14 protein-coding genes and 1 pseudogene are annotated in these 21,741 nt (G+C 56.1%); 7 read left to right on the top strand and 8 right to left on the bottom strand.

Annotated elements, in window-relative coordinates; all coding sequences use genetic code 11:
• The first annotated feature begins 705 nt into the window (after positions 1 to 705).
• The gene (gene hrpB / locus B3I26_RS15570) at positions 706 to 3,228 is read left to right on the top strand and encodes an ATP-dependent helicase HrpB (protein WP_296258844.1); all 2,523 of its coding nucleotides are present in this window, start codon (positions 706 to 708) and stop codon (positions 3,226 to 3,228) included.
• Between the two features lie 110 nt (positions 3,229 to 3,338).
• Here the strand turns inward: hrpB (B3I26_RS15570) and B3I26_RS15565 are convergent, their stop codons facing one another.
• Genes B3I26_RS15565 through B3I26_RS15550 form a run of 4 tightly spaced genes read right to left on the bottom strand, consistent with a single transcriptional unit; the run spans position 3,339 to position 9,780 of the window.
• Positions 3,339 to 4,784, bottom strand: a complete 1,446-nt coding sequence (locus B3I26_RS15565; RefSeq protein ID WP_296258841.1) for a tyrosine-type recombinase/integrase — start codon at positions 4,782 to 4,784, stop codon at positions 3,339 to 3,341.
• A complete protein-coding gene (locus B3I26_RS15560; RefSeq protein ID WP_031596709.1) occupies positions 4,768 to 5,394 on the bottom strand; it encodes a hypothetical protein in 627 nt (208 codons plus the stop codon). The genes B3I26_RS15565 and B3I26_RS15560 overlap by 17 nt, the downstream gene beginning before the upstream one ends.
• Positions 5,391 to 7,493 (bottom strand): integrase, encoded by a 2,103-nt coding sequence (locus tag B3I26_RS15555; protein WP_296258837.1) that lies wholly within the window; start codon positions 7,491 to 7,493, stop codon positions 5,391 to 5,393. Before B3I26_RS15555 ends, B3I26_RS15560 begins: the two co-directional genes overlap by 4 nt.
• On the bottom strand, positions 7,477 to 9,780 hold the full coding sequence (locus tag B3I26_RS15550; protein WP_296258836.1) for a hypothetical protein: 2,304 nt from the start codon (positions 9,778 to 9,780) through the stop codon (positions 7,477 to 7,479). The genes B3I26_RS15555 and B3I26_RS15550 overlap by 17 nt, the downstream gene beginning before the upstream one ends.
• Before the next feature lie 89 nt (positions 9,781 to 9,869).
• Here B3I26_RS15550 and hrpB (B3I26_RS15545) point away from each other — a divergent pair.
• Positions 9,870 to 12,020: pseudogene (gene hrpB / locus B3I26_RS15545) on the top strand (ATP-dependent helicase HrpB); the annotation flags it as partial.
• A gap of 199 nt (positions 12,021 to 12,219) precedes the next feature.
• Here the strand turns inward: hrpB (B3I26_RS15545) and B3I26_RS15540 are convergent.
• Together B3I26_RS15540 and B3I26_RS15535 are read right to left on the bottom strand one after the other, a co-directional pair.
• Positions 12,220 to 13,314 carry an endonuclease/exonuclease/phosphatase family protein gene (locus B3I26_RS15540; protein ID WP_296258834.1) on the bottom strand — a complete coding sequence of 365 codons (1,095 nt, stop codon included), beginning with the start codon at positions 13,312 to 13,314 and terminating at the stop codon, positions 12,220 to 12,222.
• Positions 13,315 to 13,323: 9 nt separating this feature from the next.
• Positions 13,324 to 13,986, bottom strand: a complete 663-nt coding sequence (locus B3I26_RS15535) for a YciC family protein (RefSeq protein WP_296258833.1) — start codon at positions 13,984 to 13,986, stop codon at positions 13,324 to 13,326.
• 189 nt (positions 13,987 to 14,175) lie between these two features.
• Here B3I26_RS15535 and B3I26_RS15530 point away from each other — a divergent pair, with 189 nt between their 5' ends.
• The 4 genes from B3I26_RS15530 to yedA all read left to right on the top strand — a co-directional run bounded on the left by B3I26_RS15530 (position 14,176) and on the right by yedA (position 17,467).
• A complete protein-coding gene (locus B3I26_RS15530; RefSeq protein WP_296258831.1) occupies positions 14,176 to 14,976 on the top strand; it encodes a DUF2076 domain-containing protein in 801 nt (266 codons plus the stop codon).
• A gap of 230 nt (positions 14,977 to 15,206) precedes the next feature.
• Positions 15,207 to 15,686 carry an NYN domain-containing protein gene (locus B3I26_RS15525; protein WP_296258829.1) on the top strand — a complete coding sequence of 160 codons (480 nt, stop codon included), beginning with the start codon at positions 15,207 to 15,209 and terminating at the stop codon, positions 15,684 to 15,686.
• 109 nt (positions 15,687 to 15,795) lie between these two features.
• Entirely contained in the window at positions 15,796 to 16,410 is a 615-nt protein-coding gene (locus tag B3I26_RS15520) for a 3'-5' exonuclease (protein ID WP_296258828.1), read from the top strand.
• 151 nt (positions 16,411 to 16,561) lie between these two features.
• Positions 16,562 to 17,467 carry a drug/metabolite exporter YedA gene (gene yedA, locus B3I26_RS15515; protein WP_296258827.1) on the top strand — a complete coding sequence of 302 codons (906 nt, stop codon included), beginning with the start codon at positions 16,562 to 16,564 and terminating at the stop codon, positions 17,465 to 17,467.
• A 25-nt stretch (positions 17,468 to 17,492) separates the two neighbouring features.
• On the opposite strand, the gene B3I26_RS15510 is transcribed toward yedA, so the two are convergent.
• Positions 17,493 to 18,302, bottom strand: coding sequence for a glycosyltransferase family 2 protein (locus B3I26_RS15510; protein ID WP_296258826.1), 810 nt, complete (start codon positions 18,300 to 18,302; stop codon positions 17,493 to 17,495).
• Positions 18,303 to 19,145: 843 nt separating this feature from the next.
• On the opposite strand from B3I26_RS15510, the gene B3I26_RS15505 reads away from it, so the two are divergent.
• Complete coding sequence (locus B3I26_RS15505; RefSeq protein ID WP_296258825.1) at positions 19,146 to 20,480, top strand: DEAD/DEAH box helicase; 1,335 nt, start codon at positions 19,146 to 19,148, stop codon at positions 20,478 to 20,480.
• A gap of 65 nt (positions 20,481 to 20,545) precedes the next feature.
• On the opposite strand, the gene B3I26_RS15500 is transcribed toward B3I26_RS15505, so the two are convergent.
• Positions 20,546 to 21,667: a glycosyltransferase family 4 protein gene (locus B3I26_RS15500; protein WP_296258824.1), complete on the bottom strand. Its 1,122-nt coding sequence runs from the start codon at positions 21,665 to 21,667 to the stop codon at positions 20,546 to 20,548.
• Between the last annotated feature and the right edge of the window lie 74 nt (positions 21,668 to 21,741).

The following is a 21,741-nucleotide window of genomic DNA, read 5'->3' as shown; positions in this document are numbered from 1 at the left end:
CCAGGAGGCTATCGATTCAGGGTACCGCTATCGCCTGTCGTAGGGGGAGTAGCTGGAGCTGGTGCGGTGCAGCGCCTTTGTAGCAGTTGTTCATGCATCCAATCCTCCGCCTCCGCGAACTCCTTCATCATCGCGTCAAACTCTTCGGTTGTGAGATACCTCATGCGCGTTTCAATTGGCATGCAAGCTCCTAGGTGCTGCTCTGGCTACGGGGTTCGGCTAATGGAATTAGTCTGGCAATTACTCATCATAGCCTGGGCACCGTGACCGTGACCGTGCGCAGCGTCGAGACGGAAGCTCGCTAGGGTAATGCGCTTTGATTGCTTGGCTCAGCTGGTTAAGCCCAGCCATGCAAGCGGCCTCGCTATCCATCTAGGAAGTAGCGGTGGACAGAGGGTTTTCGCATTTTGTCAGCTATGTCAAATTCCAATGCGCCGCTGTCAGCAAGGTCGACGCCCCATCGCACGACCTCGGATTTCCGATTGTTTGAGCGAAAATCTAGTTTTGGGCAATATGATATTTCTGGTAGTGGAGATTATGACAAACCCTTCGTGTGCGCCAATGTACGGGTATATGGTGCGAGTAAAATTGGCGTGTATCAGCTCGGTAGCTTACGGCGTATATGGGCTATAGGTGAGGCGGTGACCTCTCGAACCCTAAAGGCCATGCAGCTTGTATAATTCTGGTACTACTGCCGGAGACACCATGAACTCGTTGCCGATCGACGCCGCTCTGCCGGCCCTTATCAAAGCCCTTCAGCATCGCAATGACGTTGTGCTCCAAGCTCCCCCTGGAGCAGGGAAAACCACACGAGTTCCACTGGCCTTACTCGATGAGCAATGGTTGGCCGGCCAGACCATTGTGATGCTTGAGCCACGCCGCCTGGCTGCTCGTGCTGCAGCTGAACGGATGGCTAAGGAGCTTGGTGAGCAAGTGGGCGAAACCGTCGGCTATCGAATCCGTCTGGAAAGCAGGGTCGGCCCCAAGACCCGCATAGAGGTCGTGACGGAGGGAATTCTCGCTCGCCGACTCCAGGACGATCCTTCGTTGGATGGTGTAGGCCTAATTATTTTCGACGAATTCCACCTGAGAAATCTTGATGCAGATTTAGCTCTAGCGCTCGCTCTTAATGGCCGAGAGCTATTCCGAGAGAACTCACCGCTAAAGATTCTGCTGATGTCCGCTACGTTGGAGGGCGAACGGCTTTCGACTCTGCTCGACGATGCGCCTATCGTGACCAGCGAAGGCAGGATGCACCCCGTGGATATTGTCTGGGGCAAGCCCATTCAGCCCGGAGATTATGTAGAGCCCCGTGTGGTGTCGACCTGCATCGATGCGCTCGAAGAGCAAACGGGCAGCGTACTAGTGTTTCTTCCTGGCCAGGCCGAAATTCGCCGGGTCTACAGGGATTTGGAAGACTGGCTCGGAAGACAGCCACGCGAATCCGCGTCCCGCATTTTGCTCTGCCCACTTTATGGGGAGCTCTCACTGAACGAACAACGCACCGCCATTGAGCCAGCGCCTTCTGGCAAGCGCAAGGTCGTACTAGCCACGAATTTGGCAGAGACCAGCATTACCATCGAGGGAGTACGAATTGTGATCGACGCAGGACTGGAGCGCGTACCGCGTTTCGATCCGCGTAGTTCGATGACTCGTCTCGCGACTCAGCGCATCTCCAATGCTAGCGCAACTCAGCGCGCTGGACGGGCAGGGCGTCTCGAACCAGGGATGTGCTATCGACTGTGGTCTCAAACGGAGCATGAGCAGCTTTCCAGCTTTAGTCACCCAGAAATGCTACAGGCCGATCTCGCAGGGCTGGCTCTGCAGCTGGCGCGCTGGGGCGTTTCACCCGACGAGTTGAAATGGCTCGATGCGCCACCCGCTGCCGCCTTCGCACAAGCTTGTGATCTGTTACATCGGTTAGGTGCGCTGGATACCAACGGTCAACTTACCCACCACGGGCAGGCCATGGCCCAATTGCCCGCTCATCCCCGCATCGCCCATTTGCTACTCCGTGGTCATAATCTGGGTTTGTCTGAACAGGCCTGTGATCTCGCAGCGCTTTTGGGGGAAAGAGACATCCTGCGCGGTGGAGGCGCTGACGTTCACAGCAGGATGGCCATGCTTTCAGGGCAGCGGTTACACCGGGATGCGCAAAGGGCCAAACAATTAGCCAAGCAGTACCGCTCACACTTGCAGGGCCCTGCACTGGAGCCTGTGGTTGATCCCAACGACCCGAAATGGGTAGGCTGCCTACTTGCACTGGCGTATCCCGATCGTGTTGCGCACCAACGGCGTCCAGGCGGTGCGGAATACCGCTTGAGTAACGGCCGGGCAGCAATGTTCACCGACGTCGATGCGCTGATGAAGCATCCTTGGCTTGTCGCTGCTGATCTTGGGAGTCGACAAGGCCAGCGCGAGGAGCGGATTTACCTTGCTGCTGAACTTGACCCTAATCTCTTCGAAAATGTTCTGCAAGATCTGGTTCGCCAGGTTGATGAGCTGGATTGGGATGAGCGTGAGGGTGCCCTTCGCGCTGAAAGGCAGCGGCGCGTTGGGGAACTCGTAATCTCCACAGCCCCGCTGACAGACCTCACTGACGAGGCCCGTGGCCGAGCCTTATTGAGCTACGTACGTCGTAAGGGGCTGGCGCTTCTTGCTTGGACGCCAGAGCTTCGTCAGTGGCAGGCACGTGTAGGGCTTATGCGTACGCTCGAATTGGATGTCCAAAGCACTAGCCAATGGCCAGACGTTAGTGATGCCTCGCTTCTGGCCACTCTCGAAGAGTGGCTTTTGCCTTATTTGGAGGGAGTGACCCGGATTAGCCATTTCGCCCGGCTCGATCTAGCATCTGTGCTTGTGACACTGCTGCCGTGGCCTCTACCTAACCACCTCGAAGCGATGGCCCCTCAGACTTTCAAGGTTCCGTCCGGCTCCAACATCCGCATCGATTATAGCGAGCATCCGCCCGTTCTTGCTGTTCGATTACAGGAACTCTTCGGGCTTTCCGATACACCGCGTATAGCTCAGGGACGACAGGTACTGAAGCTCCACCTGTTGTCCCCCGCTCGCCGTCCGGTGCAGGTTACTCAGGATCTGGCGAGTTTCTGGAGTTCGACCTACAGCGATGTAAGGAAAGATCTGCGAGGTAGGTACCCTAAGCACTATTGGCCCGAAGACCCATTAGTTGCAGAAGCAACAGCGCGCGCGAAGCCTCGTGGGACGTGAAGTAAGATTGGGGGCCACTGCCTGAATGCTTAGCCTACGATACCGGCTGGCCGACTAGCTGGGTGTCTGGGGCGGCTACATCCTCCGCTACTCAGACCCGCAGACGCAGATTATTCCGTCCTTGACTCAGCTACCTTAAGATCATCTTTGTACATCGATTGAAGGAGGTCGAGTTCCATCAGATACTCATCGACGGGCATCCCTTCCTGCAGGCGCTGACGCAGTTCCTTCTCACGCCTGAAGTATCCATCCATGGCGCGCTTGACGTAAATAGACGTTACCGTGGTGGAATACTCGCTCAGTGCTTCCAGAGCTAGGTGCAGGTATGTGTCGATGGAGGCTGGAGTGAGGTGGCCGGTAAATTTCATGACCTTTTCTTTGAATATTGTAATGTCAAGAAGCAAAGTCCGGCGAAAGTCATCAGCATTGTTGATTTGATGCTGTTTGATAAAGTCGATAAAGTATTCAGTGACGTATCTGTGGCGAAACATGTGCGGACAGGTTTGAGATTCGATTCCGGCGAGGTCTCTAAGGTTTGCTATTTCATTGTACAACGTTTTACTGGTCAGTGGTTTTCCGGTTGTTTCCGATACGAAGAGGAAACGGTGATCTTTTTTGCCCTTGAGAAATTTTTTCATAATATTCCGACGCTGCTTCTGAATAAATGTATCCAGAAGTTGAAGCATGGAAGGATGTACAGGTACTTCTCTTATGAATACTTCGCCTCCTCTTTTCAATGTGGTCATTGACAAAGTCGGAGTTGGCATCGCCTTTGCCCTTTCTATGTCGTCAATAGTCAGGTTGGGAATTTCCGAGCGGCGGGCACCAGTATCCGTCAGGACGTCAATCAGTAATGAGCGCCTAGTTTTAACAAAGTTAGTGTCGTTGGACTTCCTAGAGGTTTCCTTAAGAAGTATAATTTGCTCATTGGTGATAGGGTTTCTGGATTTTTTTCTAGAAGGGGGGCCAAAGGAGTGGTGAGTCAAAAAATTACGGTTCGATTTGTTGCCTGCGTGGTCTACAAACACAAATGTTTTCTGCTCGGCGCGGATTCGACCTTCCGGGGAGACGAAGTCCTCGTATCCGTGGATGCGCCCTACGAATCCTAAAAAATCTAGCCATACCCGGCCAACTTCAGAAATTGAATCTTCAGTACGCTTTTTCCTTGATGGGTTCGTAGGGGAAGGCTCTGTTCTTAGTTCCTCTATATAGTCTGCAAAATCGCCGTCGTTCATTCTTATCGGATCGCGTGCATCCCGGTAGCAACGACGGAGGAGCTGACTGAGCTTGGCGGCATAGTCGCCCATTGTCCCTCCGCCTTGGCCCGATCGGGACAGGCCATGTCCACCGCCTCGCCCCTTCCTATTGAATAGGGTAAGCATATACAGATTTCCAATGATGCATGGGGAGCCATTAGGCCAACTCATAAACGAAATGTTGGTGGCGTCGCGCATCAATATCCGGTCAACCGAGAAGCTTCCGAATGTTTTATGCTCGCCTAAAAGCGTGTACATTTTTTTAGAATAACGATCTGAGTGCTTACTTTCGGTAGTCATTGATGTCCGCCACCGTGGAAGGTCTATGCTTTTGTTGTTGTGGGGTGTCAGCAAGATTAAAAGGGGGGATAGCGAGGCTTGTGATCGCCAAAAGGGTAGCGATGGCATCTGATGCCCATTTTTCGCGGGTTAACGGATCACTTGCTGTGCTGATGCTTTTGATTTGACCCATAGACTCTTGCAGCGCTCGCAGGAGCAAGAAGTTGGTCTGGCGAAGCATATCAAGCTCTTGTTCATGGTCGGCGACTGTTAGCTTTAGGCCCTCTTTTGTACGCTTATTACTCTTGGTTTTCTGGCGGTCATGGCGCTCGATGGCTTCCAGGGCTTTTGCCCGAAGCGCGTTGAGGGATTTGAATCCGCCTATGAGCACCTCATCACTGTATTTTTTGAGGGTATTAAGGCTTGTGGGGAAGCAGTTAAGTGTATCCCCATTATCGGCCTGGACAGTTAGATCAAGGTTTGCAAGGCCAGCTTGGGAATTCAGAGCGGCAATCAGCGGTTTGTCCGCAGCAAAGGCGTGCGGAGTTGTGATGACCTGGCTCAGAAGGCGTTGCAAAGCCACAGCGCCCGCACGGGCACTGTCAGCCCGAGAAGGCTTGTTGTCTATCACGCTGCCTCCTTGTATTTCAAACGAGAAACGATCTTCATGTGGGTGCCGTCAGCATCGGTGAAGAACTCGGGTTCGATCTCAACCATGCCTTCGCTCATAAGGTCGCTGATGTAATCTTCAAGCTCGGAAGTTGCAATGAGAGTATAGTTTTCAGTCTGGTAATGCTCTTTGATGAGCTCTACGAGTTCCTTGAAGTTTTCTGTATTCCCGATGTGGATGTTTTCGGCTGCATGCTGCGCAGCGGCCGAGGCCAGGATGGCGCCCTCCGTACTTTCAGTGAGGTAGTTCCAAACATGCTTGATGTCAGTATGGCCGAGCATCCATCTCAGCGTATCAAGGCTTGAAAAACTGCCGCAATAGAAGAAGAGCATTGCGAAGAAGCGTCGCATCTGGTGTTGGCGCAGGTACCAACGCTGCCCCAGTGCATTGACCGGCATTTCGAAGTAATCACAAAAAATATCGAGATTGCGGTTGTAAGCGGCATTGCCCGAATCTACCAAGCCCCGATTGCCCCGCATCTGCGGAAGCGCAAAAAGGGTGTGGTAGGATTTAATGTAGCCGATACGCAAAAGGATCTTTTGCATTTTTATTAAATTTTTGATCATATCCCCAGCGATAGGTTCGATAGGGCGAGCTTCGGAGCGGCGATGGCCGAACAGGTGCTTGCTACTCTTGGCATTGCGGAAATAAAGCCAGTCTCCACATTCACTTAGGCATTTGTTAGCCTTAAGTGTATAAAGCTCGCTAACCCGCCTGGCCATTAGCACGCCGACCGTGAGCTGGATTCCGCCCACATAGGCGGCTAGCAGATCGTATAGTCCTACATTATTCCTTAGCTTGATAAAATATTCTTCTTTATTGCCTTTGATTGACTCGCGCAGCGTTTTTGTGTCGATGATCCGCGAACTCAGAGACAGCTGTGATACACCCAGATTGACCAGGTACGGGCCAATAATACTCTTGACTTCAGCTTCCGAAAGCGTTGATGGGGCGACGCCCCGCTTTTGGCATTCCAGGGCAATTCGACAAAACCCTTTGATAATCTCTTCGCCGTGTTCAATGTGGAATTCGATTGCGTGTCGAATCGATTTGAATACAGTATCGGAGGGTACGGTTCTAAACCTTCCCTTTAGCCCGAGTTTTGGGGTATAGGCGTCCGCCTCCACAAGTGCTGAAATTTGAGGGGCCGGTAGTCCGATTTCCAAGAGCGTCCCAAGATTGTACAAGCTCGATCGATAATCGAAGTATGTTTGGTCACGCATTATTGTGTTCGTGCCCGTATGCGCCGGCACACCAGCGTATTCACGAGTGAACATCGATGTATCATCGTTGAAGCCTAATACAGAATGTACGGTCTTAGCCTGCGTCCTGCCCCATAGGCACTGTGGATAAAGAACCTGAGAAAGACGTATCGTATTGGGTTGAAGACCATAATCAACTTGAGGCGAGCCGTACATGTCATTTAGGTATAAACAAGCCCTAATTGGCGGGATCAGGTCGAACGGGATGCCCAGCTCATCTTCATCCTTCTGTTCGTTGGTAAGGATCATAAGCTGGGGACGTGCCTTGAGGGTCTCAAAGATCCTGCTATCGTCCGTTTCTTTAAGAAGGGTGTAGCAATACTCCCGCAGAGTCGGAGTCCAACTGTAGACTGATTCGGAAATAGACGTGTTTTTTGAGAGGGTGTCCAGCAACTCAATCAGATTGCCTCCCGTTAGCCCTGCCAGGCCGTACCTGAAAATTTGGTAGCGAGAGTCGTTGATGAGCAAGAAATCAATAATGTGACAGGCGCGCCAGAATTGCCTTGCCTGTTGCCCTTTGAGATCATTAGTTTCGCCAGTATCACTTTCGTTGCGAGTGCTACAGGTAAGGAAGTACTTAAACCCCAGCAGCGTGTCTCTGTTTTTTTCGTCGAGAAGCGAGCTGCCATCGGACAAAGGGACATTCCAGTCCAGCTCCTTTGGGGCTTTTTTGTACTCAAAAGAGTACTGCCATATTGTGCTGTCGAAGTCACTGATCAGCCAAGCTGCTGACTTATACTCCTCACGAGGTGATCGGAGCAGGGGGGCCAAGAAAGCGAGTTCAGGCGGCAGTAGCATAAATGATGGCCTCCATTTGTGCTGCGTCGACTTGACCGCGCGCGGTTGCCAAGTAGTCCTGCAGGTCAAACTCGTTCCCGTCTGCGATATCGTTGACAAGAAGGCTGGTCAGTTTTGCCCAGTACAGCGCCTTAGCATTGATCTCATCGCGGCGGGTAGACATCCGAACGGCTTCCTCAATGGAGAGCAACGCGGTCAAGATCCCGACGTCGAGCGAGATGACGACCCGATCTGCTGCTTCTTTGTCCTGGGGGGACGATCTTGAGAGCTTTGGATTCTTCAGGGCCTCTGGGTCACGCATGCTTTCTGGAATGTCCTTCAATGCATTGTTCTCCAGAAAGGTATGAAGCTCATCGAAGGTTTGAAAATTCGAGACTTTCAGCAAATACTTACTGTCTTTCATGGCCATGCAAATTATTCCTCTCTGAAAGACTCGGATCCATCTTGTTTGGAAAAAAGCCAGGATCGGCTCAGGTAGATAGCGCTCAAGCAGATCGAGCGACACGTCGGAATGCCCGAGTGCCTTCGCTGTGTCCGTGATGCTGTTGCTCTCGATGTAGGTGAGAACCGCTCTGGTCGCCCTCAGTGACGTAATCGAGATCCGGCAGATGTAGTCCTCTACCTCCTCCCTCGGGCGCTTCAGGTAGGGGGAGAATTCGTCGAAAAGGTGTTGATAGCGGGTTGCCAAAGTGCCTGAATTCCAGTTCGTCGCTACCATTTTCGTGGGGTGCGTCAGGCCGCGAGAGCAGGCTATGAACAGATATCGCCATGCGTCGTCGTCCTGGTCTCTGAGGTAATCTCTCAGGGGCTGTGTCGCCCTGATCACCTGCCGCACACGCACCGCGTCCCGAGGCGTCAGCTTGACCTTGATCTCACTGAGTTTCCCGCCTCTTCGGTCTTTGTAGCCAGTGAGCTGATAGTAGCCCTCTAGCTTCACAAAGCCATGGAGTACGCCCTGCTCGTTATATAGCTCCAAGTTATCGATGAACGATTGCGTGATACAAGGGTAAGCATGTACCAGGAGTAGCTTGAATGGATACAGATCATCAGGTGTTGGAACATTTAGAAAGCCATTCAAGAATTCGCGGTTGACATTTTTCCCAAACCGCTTTGAGAAGTCTCGTTTGACGTAGTCAAAGCCATGTTCTTGGAAAGCTGCACACACGTCGGCAGGGTTGAGGTCATGGGGTTGAGAATGTGTGGCATAGATAACCTTGTCGGAACTTCCGGACTTGGCTAGGCGTTCTCTGGCTTTTCGGTTGTTCGAGGTTTTCCAGGCCTGAGCATTTGCCCAGCGGTACAAAATATCATTGTCAGCTTTGATGATCTTAAACAATAGTTCGATGGCTTGTGTATCGGTTACTTCATACGGAATCTCGGTAATGAGTTTCGCCTTGATGACCTCACCTTTGCTGTTCTTCTTTTTATTCGTGTCTACACCGGCGACATTGATAACTTTTGGCTTTGGCAAATTTCCCATGAACGGCTTCACCCACGATCCCCCGGCCAGCATGGTAGAGGTGATCAGGTTGATGAAAGCAGCATATGACTTTGTAGCCGTCGCAAGATCGTTGTCTTGCGCGAGCTGGTCTTTGAAATACCAAACCATGAAATCCAAGAACAGATGTTTGATCTGAATAGGATCCCGGAATGTTTCCACAGGCCAACTATTGGCCCGCTCTGACACAAAATTTAGGAATGCACTGAACTCACTGCATCTTGGGCGCCGCATCTTGATCGCCCACTGGCAAAGGGCTTTGTACGCTTGCTCCGTAAACTCCGCCCCGTGCGAGATCCAGAGATTGGCAAAGGACATGTAGATAGTCTTACCGTCGGCGCTTTCTACGGGCCAGCCGTTCCAAAACCTAACTGCGGACGGGTCGAGATTTTCTTTGGCAACTGCCCAATATCTTGCATTGGGCGTAGGCCAGCCATCTTTCCCTTCAAAGGTCGGAAGCAAAGGAACGTCTTTCGCCATCTCGTGGATCAGCCGAACGAATTCCTTTGCATAACTCGTTCGAAGGCCACGGGTCACACCAATAAAGGTGTCATCGGACAGGGCCCCTAAGAAGCCACGAATTGTGCTTTCGAAGCTGGGCGAGGACATCCCCATGTACGTGATTTCCGCCTTGGTGACGTTGCAGTACGCATCGAACAGCTTGATCAATTGGCTCATCCCGTCCATGGCGATCGGAGCGTAGGTGCGTGTCATCAGGGCTACGACGTCCTCCGGGAGGGTGGTGAACGGATAGTTCACCAAGGCAAGCATTCCTTTGATGATTGTCAAATTTTTATCCACGGTATTGCGTGCCCATAGCCCTTGTGATATCTATATTCTCGTGGATTTGACAAGTCAGTGCAAGTGGCAAAATGCTCGAGCGCAGTCTGGATGCCGATCTGGCGCTGGCGTTGAGCCTCAATGGCCGGGCGTTATTTCGCGACGAGCAGCTGCTGAAGATTTTGCTGATGTCGGCCACCCTGGAGGGCGAGCGGCTGTCGAACTTGCTGGATGACGCGCCGGTGATCAGCAGTGAAGGGCGCATGTTCCCGGTGACGATGCAGTGGGGGCGCCCGTTTCAACCGGGCGAGTTCATCGAGCCGCGCGTGGTGCAAACGGTGCTCGATGCGCTGGGCAGTGAGTGCGGAAGCCTGCTGGTGTTTCTGCCGGGGCAGGCGGAAATTCGTCGGGTTAACCAACAGCTGTCTGATGTGCTGGGCGAGCGCAGTGAGGTGATGCTGTGCCCGCTGCATGGCGAAATGGATCTGAGTGCTCAGCGTGCGGCCATCGAACCTGCTCCCCACGGCAAGCGCAAAGTGGTGCTGGCGACCAATATCGCCGAGACCAGCCTGACCATCGATGGCGTGCGGGTGGTGATCGACGCAGGGTTGGCACGGGTCCCACGTTTCGATCCGGGCAGCGGCATGACCCGACTCGATACCCAGCGCATCTCCCGCGCCAGCGCCACGCAGCGTGCCGGTCGGGCCGGGCGCCTTGCGCCCGGTGTGTGCTACCGCCTGTGGTCCGAAACACAGCACGAGCAAATGGCGGCCTATGACGCAGCTGAAATTCTTCAGGCTGACCTCGCAGGGCTGGCGTTGCAACTGGCGCGTTGGGGCGTCGAGCCTGCGCAGTTGGCCTGGCTGGATGTGCCGCCCGGAGCGGCTTATGCACAGGCGCAGGATCTGCTCGGTCGTCTCGACGCGCTGAGCCGTAAGCCGGGTGAACAATGGAAACTCACGCCGCATGGCCAAGCGATGGCGCAGGTGCCCGCCCATCCGCGGATCGCGCACCTGCTGCTGCGCGGTCAGGCGCTGGGGCTTGGCGTGTTGGCCTGTGACGTCGCGGCCTTGCTGGGCGAGCGCGACATCTTGCGCGGTGCGGGGGCGGACCTGCATACCCGCTTGACCCTGCTGGGGGGCACCGAACGCGCAGGCCGGGGTGCCCAGGGCGGGGTGCAGCGGGCTAAACAGCTGGCCAGGCAATACCGCGGCGCGCTGAAAGGAGCCCCGAAACAGCCGGTTGCCGATCCCGATCACCCACGCTGGCTCGGCGCCTTGCTGGCCCTGGCGTATCCCGATCGCGTCGCCCAACAACGCAAGGCCGGCGGCGCTGAATATCGACTGGCCAACGGCCGCGCGGCCTTATTCGCCGAGCCCGATGCGCTGATGAAGCACGCGTGGCTGGTCATCGCTGAGCTAGGAAGCCGCCAGGGTCAGCGCGAAGAGCGTATCTATCTGGCGGCCGAGTTCGATCCGGCGCTGTTCGACTCGGTGCTTTCAGAGCAAGTCACGTTGTTCGATCAATTGGATTGGGACGAGCGCGAGGGCGTGTTTCGTGCCGAGCGACAGCGCAAGGCCGGTGAGCTGATCATCAGTCGTGAACCGCTTAAGGGGCTGGATGACTCTGCGCGCGGTCAGGCCTTGCTGGCGCTGGTGCGGCGAAAAGGGCTGGAGTTGCTCCCTTGGACACCAGAGCTGCGGCAGTGGCAAGCCAGGGTCAGCTTGTTGCGACAATTGGATCTGCAAAAGCAGGACAGCAGCCAATGGCCGGATGTCAGCAACGATGCCTTGCTCGCGAGCCTCGAACAATGGCTGTTGCCGTACCTGGGCAAGGTCACGCGCCTGAGCCATTTCGGCAATCTGGATTTGTCTTCGATCGTGCGCAGCCTCCTGCCCTGGCCGCTGCCGCAACGACTGGATGAACAGGCACCCCATCATTTAAGCGTACCGTCGGGGTCTTCGGTGCGGCTGGATTACAGCGAAACTCCGCCGATTCTGGCGGTGCGGCTGCAGGAGCTGTTCGGTCTTTGCGACACGCCTCGTATCGCCGGCGGGCGTCAGCTCGTCAAGCTGCACCTGTTATCCCCGGCGCGCCGGCCGGTGCAAGTGACGCAAGACCTGGCCAACTTCTGGCGCAGCACCTATGCCGAGGTAAGGAAGGATTTGAAGGGCCGGTACCCCAAACACTATTGGCCGGATGACCCGCTGATTGCAGAGCCGACGGCACGGGTCAAATCCAGGCAATAACCGCCATGGTTGCGATTGCTTTTAGTCTGGCCGACGGCCGTGGGCGTTAGTTTGCGGACGACGTGCGTACCAGCAGTAAGATCAGCCTACACAGGCTGGCCGACATGACGTCTTGGGGTTAATCGCTGGTTACCGACCCATCGCAGGCAAGCCATTTCCCACTGCGTGCGGCCAGAAGCGCGATCGCGTGACACACCCGTCATTGCGCCGCACCCGGCAGCAAAAATCGTCCGATTACCGGCAAATGATCGGAGATCAACAGCGTATCTTCCCGTCGTACCTGCCCATCGACGCGCTGTAACGTCGGGCTGTAGAACAGGTAATCCAGGGTGCGATCCGGTCCGCTTACCCTTGGGTCATTGGGGAAGCGCGTGTACCACTTGCGACGCTCCTCACCGCTGACGTCCTCGTTACTGGGGATCATCGGGAATTTTTCCCACAGGGCATGCAGCGCGCTTTCGGGAGCGTATCGTGCCCGTTGTTCGGCAGGCAGGTGCTCGTACTGCCCTTTAGGCAGCAGATTGAAATCGCCGCCGCTGATCCAGGGTGTGCCGCCGCGCTCGAACGTCGTCAGCAGTTGGCTAGTCGCCGCCACTTGGCGCTGAAGGGTGTCGTCGCCAGGACGAAACGCCCCCAGGTGGGTGTTCACCACCGCCAGGTGCCCACCGTCGCGCAGCGGCAGATAACTCACCAGCAAAGCGCGCTTTGGCTCGAACGGGCGGTCAATCAGATGGCCCTCGGGTGAGGGCAATTGCAAGCGTTCGGCCTTGTCCAGCCGATAGCGACTCAATGTGGCCAGCTTGGTGCCGACGCTTCCATAGATATGCGGGTCAGGGACAAAGTCAGCCTTCCAGTAAAACGCCTCGGTAGTGCACGGATAAAGATCGGTTACCCGCTCCTGCAGCAGCGCCAGTTGGTTGGTGTAGTCAGTGTGCTTGGCGCCGTCATCCACTTCTTGCAACAGCACGATGTCCGGTTGCTCATCGCGGACTACTCGCGCCACTTCATCGAGGTTATAGGCGATGTCCTCGGGGGTCGGGCGCTCATCCGGACCACTGCCGTCGGCCATGTCGTACCAGAAGACGTAGCGCTTGCCAGCCAGGTGCTGGATGTTCCAGGTCATGACCTTCAACGCCTGGCCGGGCACCAGAAGCGGGGGAGCGGCATCCTTGGGGTTGCAGATGACCGGCATTCGTTCATGCCTGGCCGGATGCCAGGTAATGTCGTAAAGCAACCCTGCGGTCAAAACCATCAGCACCATGAGCACGATGAGGTAGCGCAGTGAACGTTGCATCGGCGCTCCTCAGGCCGGGCGCGCGGGCTCGTCGATCAGCATAAACAGCCGGAACATCGCTACGCTGATGAACAGCTGCAAAAAGCTCGAAATACTGTCCACTGCCAGCGACAGCAGCGGGCTTTGCTGATCAGGCAAGACGTAGTAGCTCAGCGCTTCGAGGACCGAAAGTGGAATGTAAACGAACAGCACGCAGGTCAGAATTCGCACCATGTGACCACGGGTCATACGGAAACTTTCGCGCATCGCCTCCAGCGGCCCTAACCCGCGCAATACCAGCAAATACTCGGAGAACACCAGCTTGATCATCACCCATACCCCAGGAGCGATGAACAGCGACAGCCCGGCCATGATCAACAAGGTGCTCAGCGCGGTCAGTACGGCAAAGGTCGGCCACATGCGCAGGGTTGCTGCCAGCAAATCGCGTTTGGCGGGTGTCTCGCTGCGGGTCTTGGCGCTGAGGAACAGGATCAGCGCGCCAGTGTAGAGCGGGTAGAACAACAGGCCGATCAGCAGCTGCCAACTTGCCGAGCTATCCGGTCCCGATGCGCTGGCCAGCAACTGCTTGGTCAGGGCCTCAAGAACCACCAGCGGCAGGCACAGCGTGAGAATGCTGGCGAAATTACGCCGGAAGAAGTACAGCGAGTCTTGGATGATCGTCAACGGATTCATGAATGCGTCACAGGCAGAAGCAGGCCGACACTTTAGCGTAGAGGCACCCGGTGGGCCAATCAGATGGACGGTGGGGGGCCTGGTTAACTTTTTCTACACCCTATTGAAACACCTTTGAAACGCCCCATTACTGTTCGTGTCTGACACGGATCAGCCACAGAATTCCTACGGCAATCTAACGAGGTCGCCATGAACAGCGAAGAGCAAACCCTGATCGACGGCTTGTTTGGCAAGCTCAAGCAAGCTGAAACCGATTCCGCCCCCCGAGACGCCCAGGCCGAGGCGCTGATCAGGGAACACCTGACGCGCCAGCCCGCTGCGCCTTATTACATGGCGCAGGCGATCCTGGTTCAGGAAGTCGCAGTCAAACAGCTGGAAGCCCAGAGCCGCCAGCGTGACGAGCAGATCCAACAGTTGCAGGCCGAACTCCAGCGCGTGAGGGCTCAGGCACAAACCGCGCCTGCGCAAAGCAGCGGTGGGTTTCTGTCGAGCATCTTTGGTGGCGGCTCGCGCGAGCCACAGGCACAACAGCCCGCGTCGTCCTTTTCCCGTCCTGCCAGCGCGCCGTCCGCTGGCGGTGGCTGGCGCGACAACGGGCCGGCGAGCCCCCCACCGTATAATCCGCCGCAGCAAGGTAATTACGCGTCGCCGCCACAGCAGGCGCCTGCCGCCCCGATTGGCAGCGGTTTCCTCGGCGGCGCACTGAAAACCGCAGCCGGTGTGGCGGGTGGCGTCATGCTGGCCGAAGGCATCAGCAGCCTGTTTCACCACAACAGCCAGCCGCAGGAGATCGTCGAAATCATCGAGCAACAACCGGCTCAACCTGCCAGTGACAGTGAATTTGGCGGCAACAGCGGCTGGGGCGACGATCAGCAACGCGTCACCGGCAACGATGGTTGGGGCAATGACGCCGGCGGCTTCGCCAATACCGACTACGGCAGCGATGACAGCGGCATGTTCGGCGGTGACGATGACGACTCTTACGTCTGACGCTTCATAAAACCGGCCTGCGTCGGACCCTCTAGCAGCCCGGCTTGTCGGCGTTCACTCCCTTGTGGATGGCCCCGACAGGCCGTGCTGCTACCTGATTTCGACGGGCGGCCGAGGGTGCACACCTGCACAAATCCGACACGTCGCTTCAATCCCCTTCTCAAAATGGCATACTGGGCGCCGGTCCGGTTTTCGGCCATCGTCGCTTGTCAGCGCATCGAGGAGTCCTGGTGAGAAGAATCGCGGTGTTCGCCGACGTACAGAATCTGTATTACACCGTGCGTCAGGCCCATGGATGTCATTTCAACTATGCCGCTCTGTGGGCGGACATCAGTCAGCGCGGGCAGATCGTCGAGGCGTACGCCTATGCCATCGACCGTGGCGACAGCAAGCAGCAGCAGTTCCAGCAGATCCTGCGTAACCTCGGTTTCACCGTCAAACTCAAACCCTACATCCAGCGCAGCGATGGCTCGGCCAAGGGCGACTGGGACGTGGGTATCACCATAGACATCATGGACGTTGCCCCCCACGTCGATGAAGTCGTTCTGGCATCGGGGGATGGCGATTTCGATCTCCTGCTTGATCGCATCATCAGCAAGCACGGGGTCGAGGCCGTGGCCTATGGCGTGCCTGGGCTAACCGCTAACTCCTTGATCCGCGCCGCCAGCCGATATGTGCCGGTCGAGGGTGGGTTGTTGCTCAAGCATTGACCCAGCCCCACCTCATAGCAGCGCGGCTTGCCAGCGGTGATGTTCTCGAAATCACCACCACCGGCCAGCCCGTTCAGCTACAGACATTGATCGCATCAAAGGTTTTTTCATGCACGAACGCATTGCTGTCATCGACTTTGAAACCACCGGTATATCCCCTGGCAGCGGATGCCGCGCCACCGAAATTGCTGTGGTGATCATGGAGCAGGGTGTCATCGTCGAGCGCTATCAGAGCCTGATGAACGCAGGCGTGCGCATCCCATCATTCATCGAGTCGTTGACCGGCATCAGCAATAGCATGCTGCGCACCGCGCCACCTGCCGAAAGAGTCATGAACGAGGTGGTTGAGTTCGTCGGTCTGACGCCATTGGTGGCGCACAACGCGTCTTTCGACCAGAAGTTCTGGGACTTCGAGTTGTCGCGCATCAAGCGCAATCGGCAGCAAAGCTTCGCATGTTCAATGCTGCTGGCGCGACGCCTGATGCCCAATGCGCCGAATCACAAGCTGGGTACGCTCACGTCCTGGGCAGGACTGCCGCACACCGGCAAGGCTCACCGAGCGATGGCTGACGCCGAAATGGCTGCCAATCTCACGGTGCATCTGAGCCACCAACTGCGGAACACCCACGGTGTCGCCGGGGTTTCCCACCAGTTGCTTTGCACCTTGCAGAAGGTGCCGGCAAAAAAAATCGCCGAGGCGATCAGCAAGCATCGCGGGATCTAACGCACCCGCGCTTGCTGTAAAAAAGTGTACGGGTCGAATACTCCCCATTTGTTACTAATCCCACCAGCCCGGCTTTCCTAGAATAGCGCTTCAAAACATCAGGTTGCCGACCCAGCCAAGGGATCAACCACAGAACAAAGTCGAGCCTGCCATGCCTTCCCCTCGCCGCTTTCCCTTGCTGCTCATCGGAGCCTTTTTCGCGCTTTACGTGATCTGGGGTTCGACCTATCTGGCTATTCGTATCGGAATCCAAACCTGGCCACCGCTCATGATGGCGGGTGTTCGCTTCACGATCGCCGGGGCGATTCTCTTCGCGTTCATGCGTCTTCGCGGAGCGCCAATGCCCAGCTGGAAGCAGTGGAAAGCGGCGGCACTGGTCGGTTTCCTGCTGCTGGCCTGTGGCAACGGTGGCGTCACGCTGGCTGAGCATGCAGGCGTCGCCTCAGGTGTCGCAGCGCTGGCGGTGGCCGTGGTGCCGCTGTTTACGCTGTTATTCGGCCTGATCTGGAGGCATCGCAATACCGGGCTGGAATGGGCGGGAATCGTGCTCGGTCTGATCGGCATCGCGCTGCTCAATCTAGGCTCGAACCTGCAAGCCAGCCCCATGGGCGCGATGCTGGTGATATCGGCGGCGGCAGCCTGGGCGTTCGGCTCGGTCTGGAGTCGCTACCTGCCGTTGCCGCCCGGCCCCATGGCCAGCGCCTGCGAAATGCTGGTGGCCGGGGTGATGCTATTGGTCGGCAGCTATACCAGCGGCGAGCGCCTTACCCAATCGCCTGGTTTCTCCGGCTGGCTGGTGATGGCCTACCTGGTGGTGTTCGGTTCCATCGTCGCATTCAGCTCCTATATGTACCTGCTGAAAAACGTACGTCCCGCCGCCGCCACCAGTTACGCCTACGTTAACCCTGCCGTGGCGGTGCTACTGGGTGTGCTCTTCGCTGACGAACACATCGGCCCGGCAGAAGCGGCGGCCATGACCGTGATTATCAGCGCAGTAGTGCTGATCGGCCTGCCGCAGTGGCGCAAGCAGAAACCGATGCAAGCTACCAATGAGTAATGAGCTTGAGAGAGGACACGAGCATTCAACCTTTGCGAATACTGAGGATTGCGATCCAGCAGGCGACAGCGAACGCTATCTTATCTCTCATCCTGCGCCGGCAGTGCCAGGCGTTGAGAGACAGGAAGAGGAGCTGTCTAGGGGAGGGCAGCTTGCTAGTGGTTTTTAGCGGATTTGACGGTTCGCCTATCAGGCGTGAGATGAGGTGAACTTGGCCAAACCACCAACCATCTTGAATGCGTCGGTATCTTTCTACCAATCTGCGCAGACCAATATTAGCGCCTAGCAGGTTGTGGGCGTGCTGCCGGTAATCCATTGACGACTGGGGGTCGATATACCACCGATGACCATTGCTGCGAGCGAAGGCGTAGCAATACCAGTCATGGAAAGTAACCCGCTGCAACTCCCGCCATTGTCTAGAAATCGATTTTTTCAGCGCACAAGCCAGACGTTTTGTTAGCACATAGGTGCATCCCGGACCTGCGGCCTCAAACAAGAAATCCCAACGTACTTGGGCTTGAGCCTTGTCTACAAAACATTTATGCCCTGTTGGCCAGAACGCCCGAACGTTGCTCGAATACCCTTCTGCTCCTTTATTCTTGAGCATCTCGGTAGCCCGTCTCAGTTTGTCGGGGTACCACACGTCGTCTTGATCCGAAAACGCAACGTAGTCATAAGCGTCGAAGTTAACGTCGCGCACGAGGCGGAAGTGACCGAACTCTGGAGTGCAGTGATGTCCCAAAACACAGGGGTCAACCAGAAACCTACCTGAGTGGCCATAGAGATGACCTGCGTGAGGTCCGGGAAAAAAATGACCAATGAACTTGTAAGCCATGCAAGTGCAAGCAAGAGAACATAGAGGCAGGTGATGTAGTAAAGGAATTGTAGCCAGTAAACATTGACGGAATATCCATAAGCCAGGAACAGGCCAATCAAAATTCAAACAAAAAGCAAATGCACAGTAAGGGCGGATGTGAGTTTGACTAACGGCAGAAGTGATACGTGAATACAATTTTTTTAACTAGAAAGCTATTGTCTTTTATGGCGTGGCATCCCGTATTGAGCGCTTCGGTTATAAAAAACCATGGGATTAATCCGCATATCAGCCATAGCAGAAATGGAAAGTCGTGATGGGGTGCGACTTTGACGCCGTGCTCAAAGACAAACCAGAGAATCAGCGCAGTCGCGCACGGTTGTATGAGAACCCAGAAGAAACCAAGGTAATTTGTTAAATATCGAGCTTTCAAGTCATTGATGATGAGGCTGGAAAGTATCCGCATGTGCTTTGGTATCTCGGTAGACATAATCACTCACTAACTCATTGTCCATAGCAAAGCCAGACGAAAACGCGTTGCTCTCTCCGCGTATTCGATACCAGAAGCTTTTCGCTGATGCCGGGAAAGTCTAGCGGGTTTGTGAACGAGACGTTTCTCTAAGTTGTATAGGTTGCTTCATACAGGTTGTAAGTTGTGTAGAGTGGTCTCGCGACATTGGTTCTAAGTTGCTTATTGTATATTTTGACGGTATTGCTGCTGCAACGATAGTAACCGCTCGCTGTACCGCACCTAGCGTGGTCGTTGAACAGTGGCGCAAGCAGAAACCGCTACAGAAAGGGTAAACTGCGCGCCATCGTCTATCCATAGACGCTTTTTGCGCTGATCCTTTCAACGGTATTCCCATGACATTCGCCTCTCTCGGCCTGATCGAACCTCTGCTGCGCGCCCTTGAAGCGCTTGGCTACCAGACGCCAACTCCTATTCAGGCCAAGGCAATCCCGCCTGTGCTGGAAGGCCGCGACCTGATGGCTGCCGCCCAGACCGGCACCGGCAAGACCGCCGGATTCGCCTTGCCGCTGCTGCAGCGCTTGACCATGGAAGGCCCGAAAGTCGCTGCCAACTCAGTGCGCGCGCTGGTGCTGGTGCCGACCCGTGAACTGGCCGAACAGGTGCATGAAGCAATTCGCCAATACGCTGAACACCTGCCGCTGGCCACCTACGCGGTGTATGGCGGGGTCAGCATTAACCCGCAGATGATGAAGCTGCGCCGTGGCGTTGATGTGCTGGTCGCGACGCCGGGCCGTTTGCTCGATCTCCATCGTCAGAACGCAGTTAAGTTTTCCCAGGTCCAGACGCTGATCCTCGACGAGGCTGATCGCATGCTTGATCTGGGTTTCTCCGAAGAGCTGCGTGACATCTATGCCGCGTTGCCCAAGCGTCGCCAGACCCTGCTGTTTTCCGCAACCTTTTCTGACTCGATCCGCGCCCTGGCCGGGCAGATGCTGGACAATCCGCTGAGCATCGAAGTCAGCCCGCGCAACGTGGCGGCGTCATCGGTTAAGCAGTGGGTCGTCACGGTCGACAAGAAGCGCAAGAGCGAGCTATTCATTCACTTGCTGAAAAAGCAGCGTTGGAGCCAGGTGCTGGTGTTTGCCAAGACTCGCGTCGGGGTTGATCAGTTGGTGGATCGCCTGCAAGGCTTGAGCATCAATGCCGACGGCATCCACGGCGACAAACCGCAGGCGACCCGCCAGCGGGCGCTGGATCGGTTCAAGGCCGGTGAGGTTCAGATTCTCGTTGCGACCGACGTTGCTGCGCGCGGCCTGGACATCGACGACCTGCCGGCCGTGGTCAATCTCGACTTGCCAATTGTTGCTGAAGATTACGTGCACCGCATCGGCCGTACCGGTCGGGCCGGGCAAACCGGCGAGGCGATTTCGCTGGTGTGCGCCGACGAAGTTGAACTGCTCAGCGCGATTGAAGTGCTGACCCGTCAGACCCTGCAGCGTAGGGAAGAACCGGACTTCATTCCGGAGCACCGCGTACCGACCACTGATGCGAGCGGGCAGATTCTGAAAAAACCGAAAAAGCCTAAAAAACCGAAAACCAGCGGCGGTGCAAAGCGCAATCTGGGCAAGTGGGTCGACAGTGGCGAAGCGGCAGCCGACGCCCCGGCGGCGAAGCCAGTGAGAAAAGTCCCGGCGTTCAATACCGGGCCGCGCAAGCGTAAGCCTTAATAGCTGCGAGTCGTTCCCCATCCGGGTGACATTCTCTCGCCCGGCTGGGCGGCTGCCAGGACGACTCAACGCTTGTTCAGTATGTCCTGATAGAGCGCTGCATAGGACCGCACCATCTTGTCTGCCGTAAACACCTCTTCATAGCGCTGAACTGCCCTGGCGCCCATGCGGCTCGCCAGATCCCGGTCATTCCACAGTGTGGTCATGGCCGCGGCCAGCGCATTCGCGTCACGCGGCGGCACGACCAGGCCGGTTTCGTCAGCGATGTTGATGAACGTCGTCCCGCTGCCCATCTCGCAGGAAATCATCGGCTTGCCATACATGGCGCCTTCGAGCAGCGAAATACCGAAGGATTCCGAGCGCAGATGTGAGGGGAACACAAAGGCTTCGCAGAGTGTGAGCAATGCGTTCTTGTCCTCATCGTCCAGCCCGCCAAGAAAGGTCACGTTGTTCAGGTCTAGCGCCCTGGCCTTGGCTTTCAGTTGTGGCTCTTCATACCCGCCGCCCATGATCACCACCGGCAATTTCGTCTGGTGCGCGGCTTCGAGCAGAAAATCCAGGCCCTTGTAATAGCGCAAAGCGCCAACGAACAGAAAGAAACGCTCGCCCAATCGCTGCTTCCAGTACGCCAGCTTCGACGGCGACGGGGCAGGGTAGGTCGCGCGATCGAGCCCGTAAGGAATGATCTCGACCTTGTCCTTGAAACGCGTCAGCACTTCGCTGCTGGCCGCATAGTTGGGGGAAGAGGCCACGATCCGGTCGACGCTGCCAAGGAACCGGTTCATCAGCGGCGTATAAAACTTGAGCAGGGTTTTCTGTTTAACGATGTCGGAGTGGTAGCTCACCAGCGAGGGTTTCTTCAGTCGGCTGGCAAAATGCGCCACGTCCATGTACGGCCACGGAAAGTGGTAATGCACGACGTCTGCGGACGCTGCAAGCTGCTTGAAGTCACTAATGCCGGACAACGACAGCCCGGTGGATGCGATGTACAGATCCTGTCGCGAGCGGTGGGTAATGTGGTTACCCACCGTTTGGTTACGCGCCGAGCCATTGGCGCTCAGGTACAGCACCTGCGGCTCAATGCCGTGATTCACGCTGCCTTGGGCCAGCTGGAAGATGACTTGCTCGATTCCGCCGCCGGGTGTTTCCGGGAAGTAGGTTTTGAAGAAGTGCAGAACTTTAATCATTGCTGTCCCGAGCGTAAGAGTACGGGTGCGCGGCGAATGTGTTGCGCAGAATCCTGGCATCGGATAATGCCCTT

The sequence above is a fragment of the Pseudomonas sp. UBA5706 genome (assembly GCF_002419965.1).
Taxonomy (GTDB): domain Bacteria; phylum Pseudomonadota; class Gammaproteobacteria; order Pseudomonadales; family Pseudomonadaceae; genus Aquipseudomonas.
Note: the sequence above shows the minus strand (reverse complement) of the source record. Positions and strands in the feature narration are given on the sequence as shown.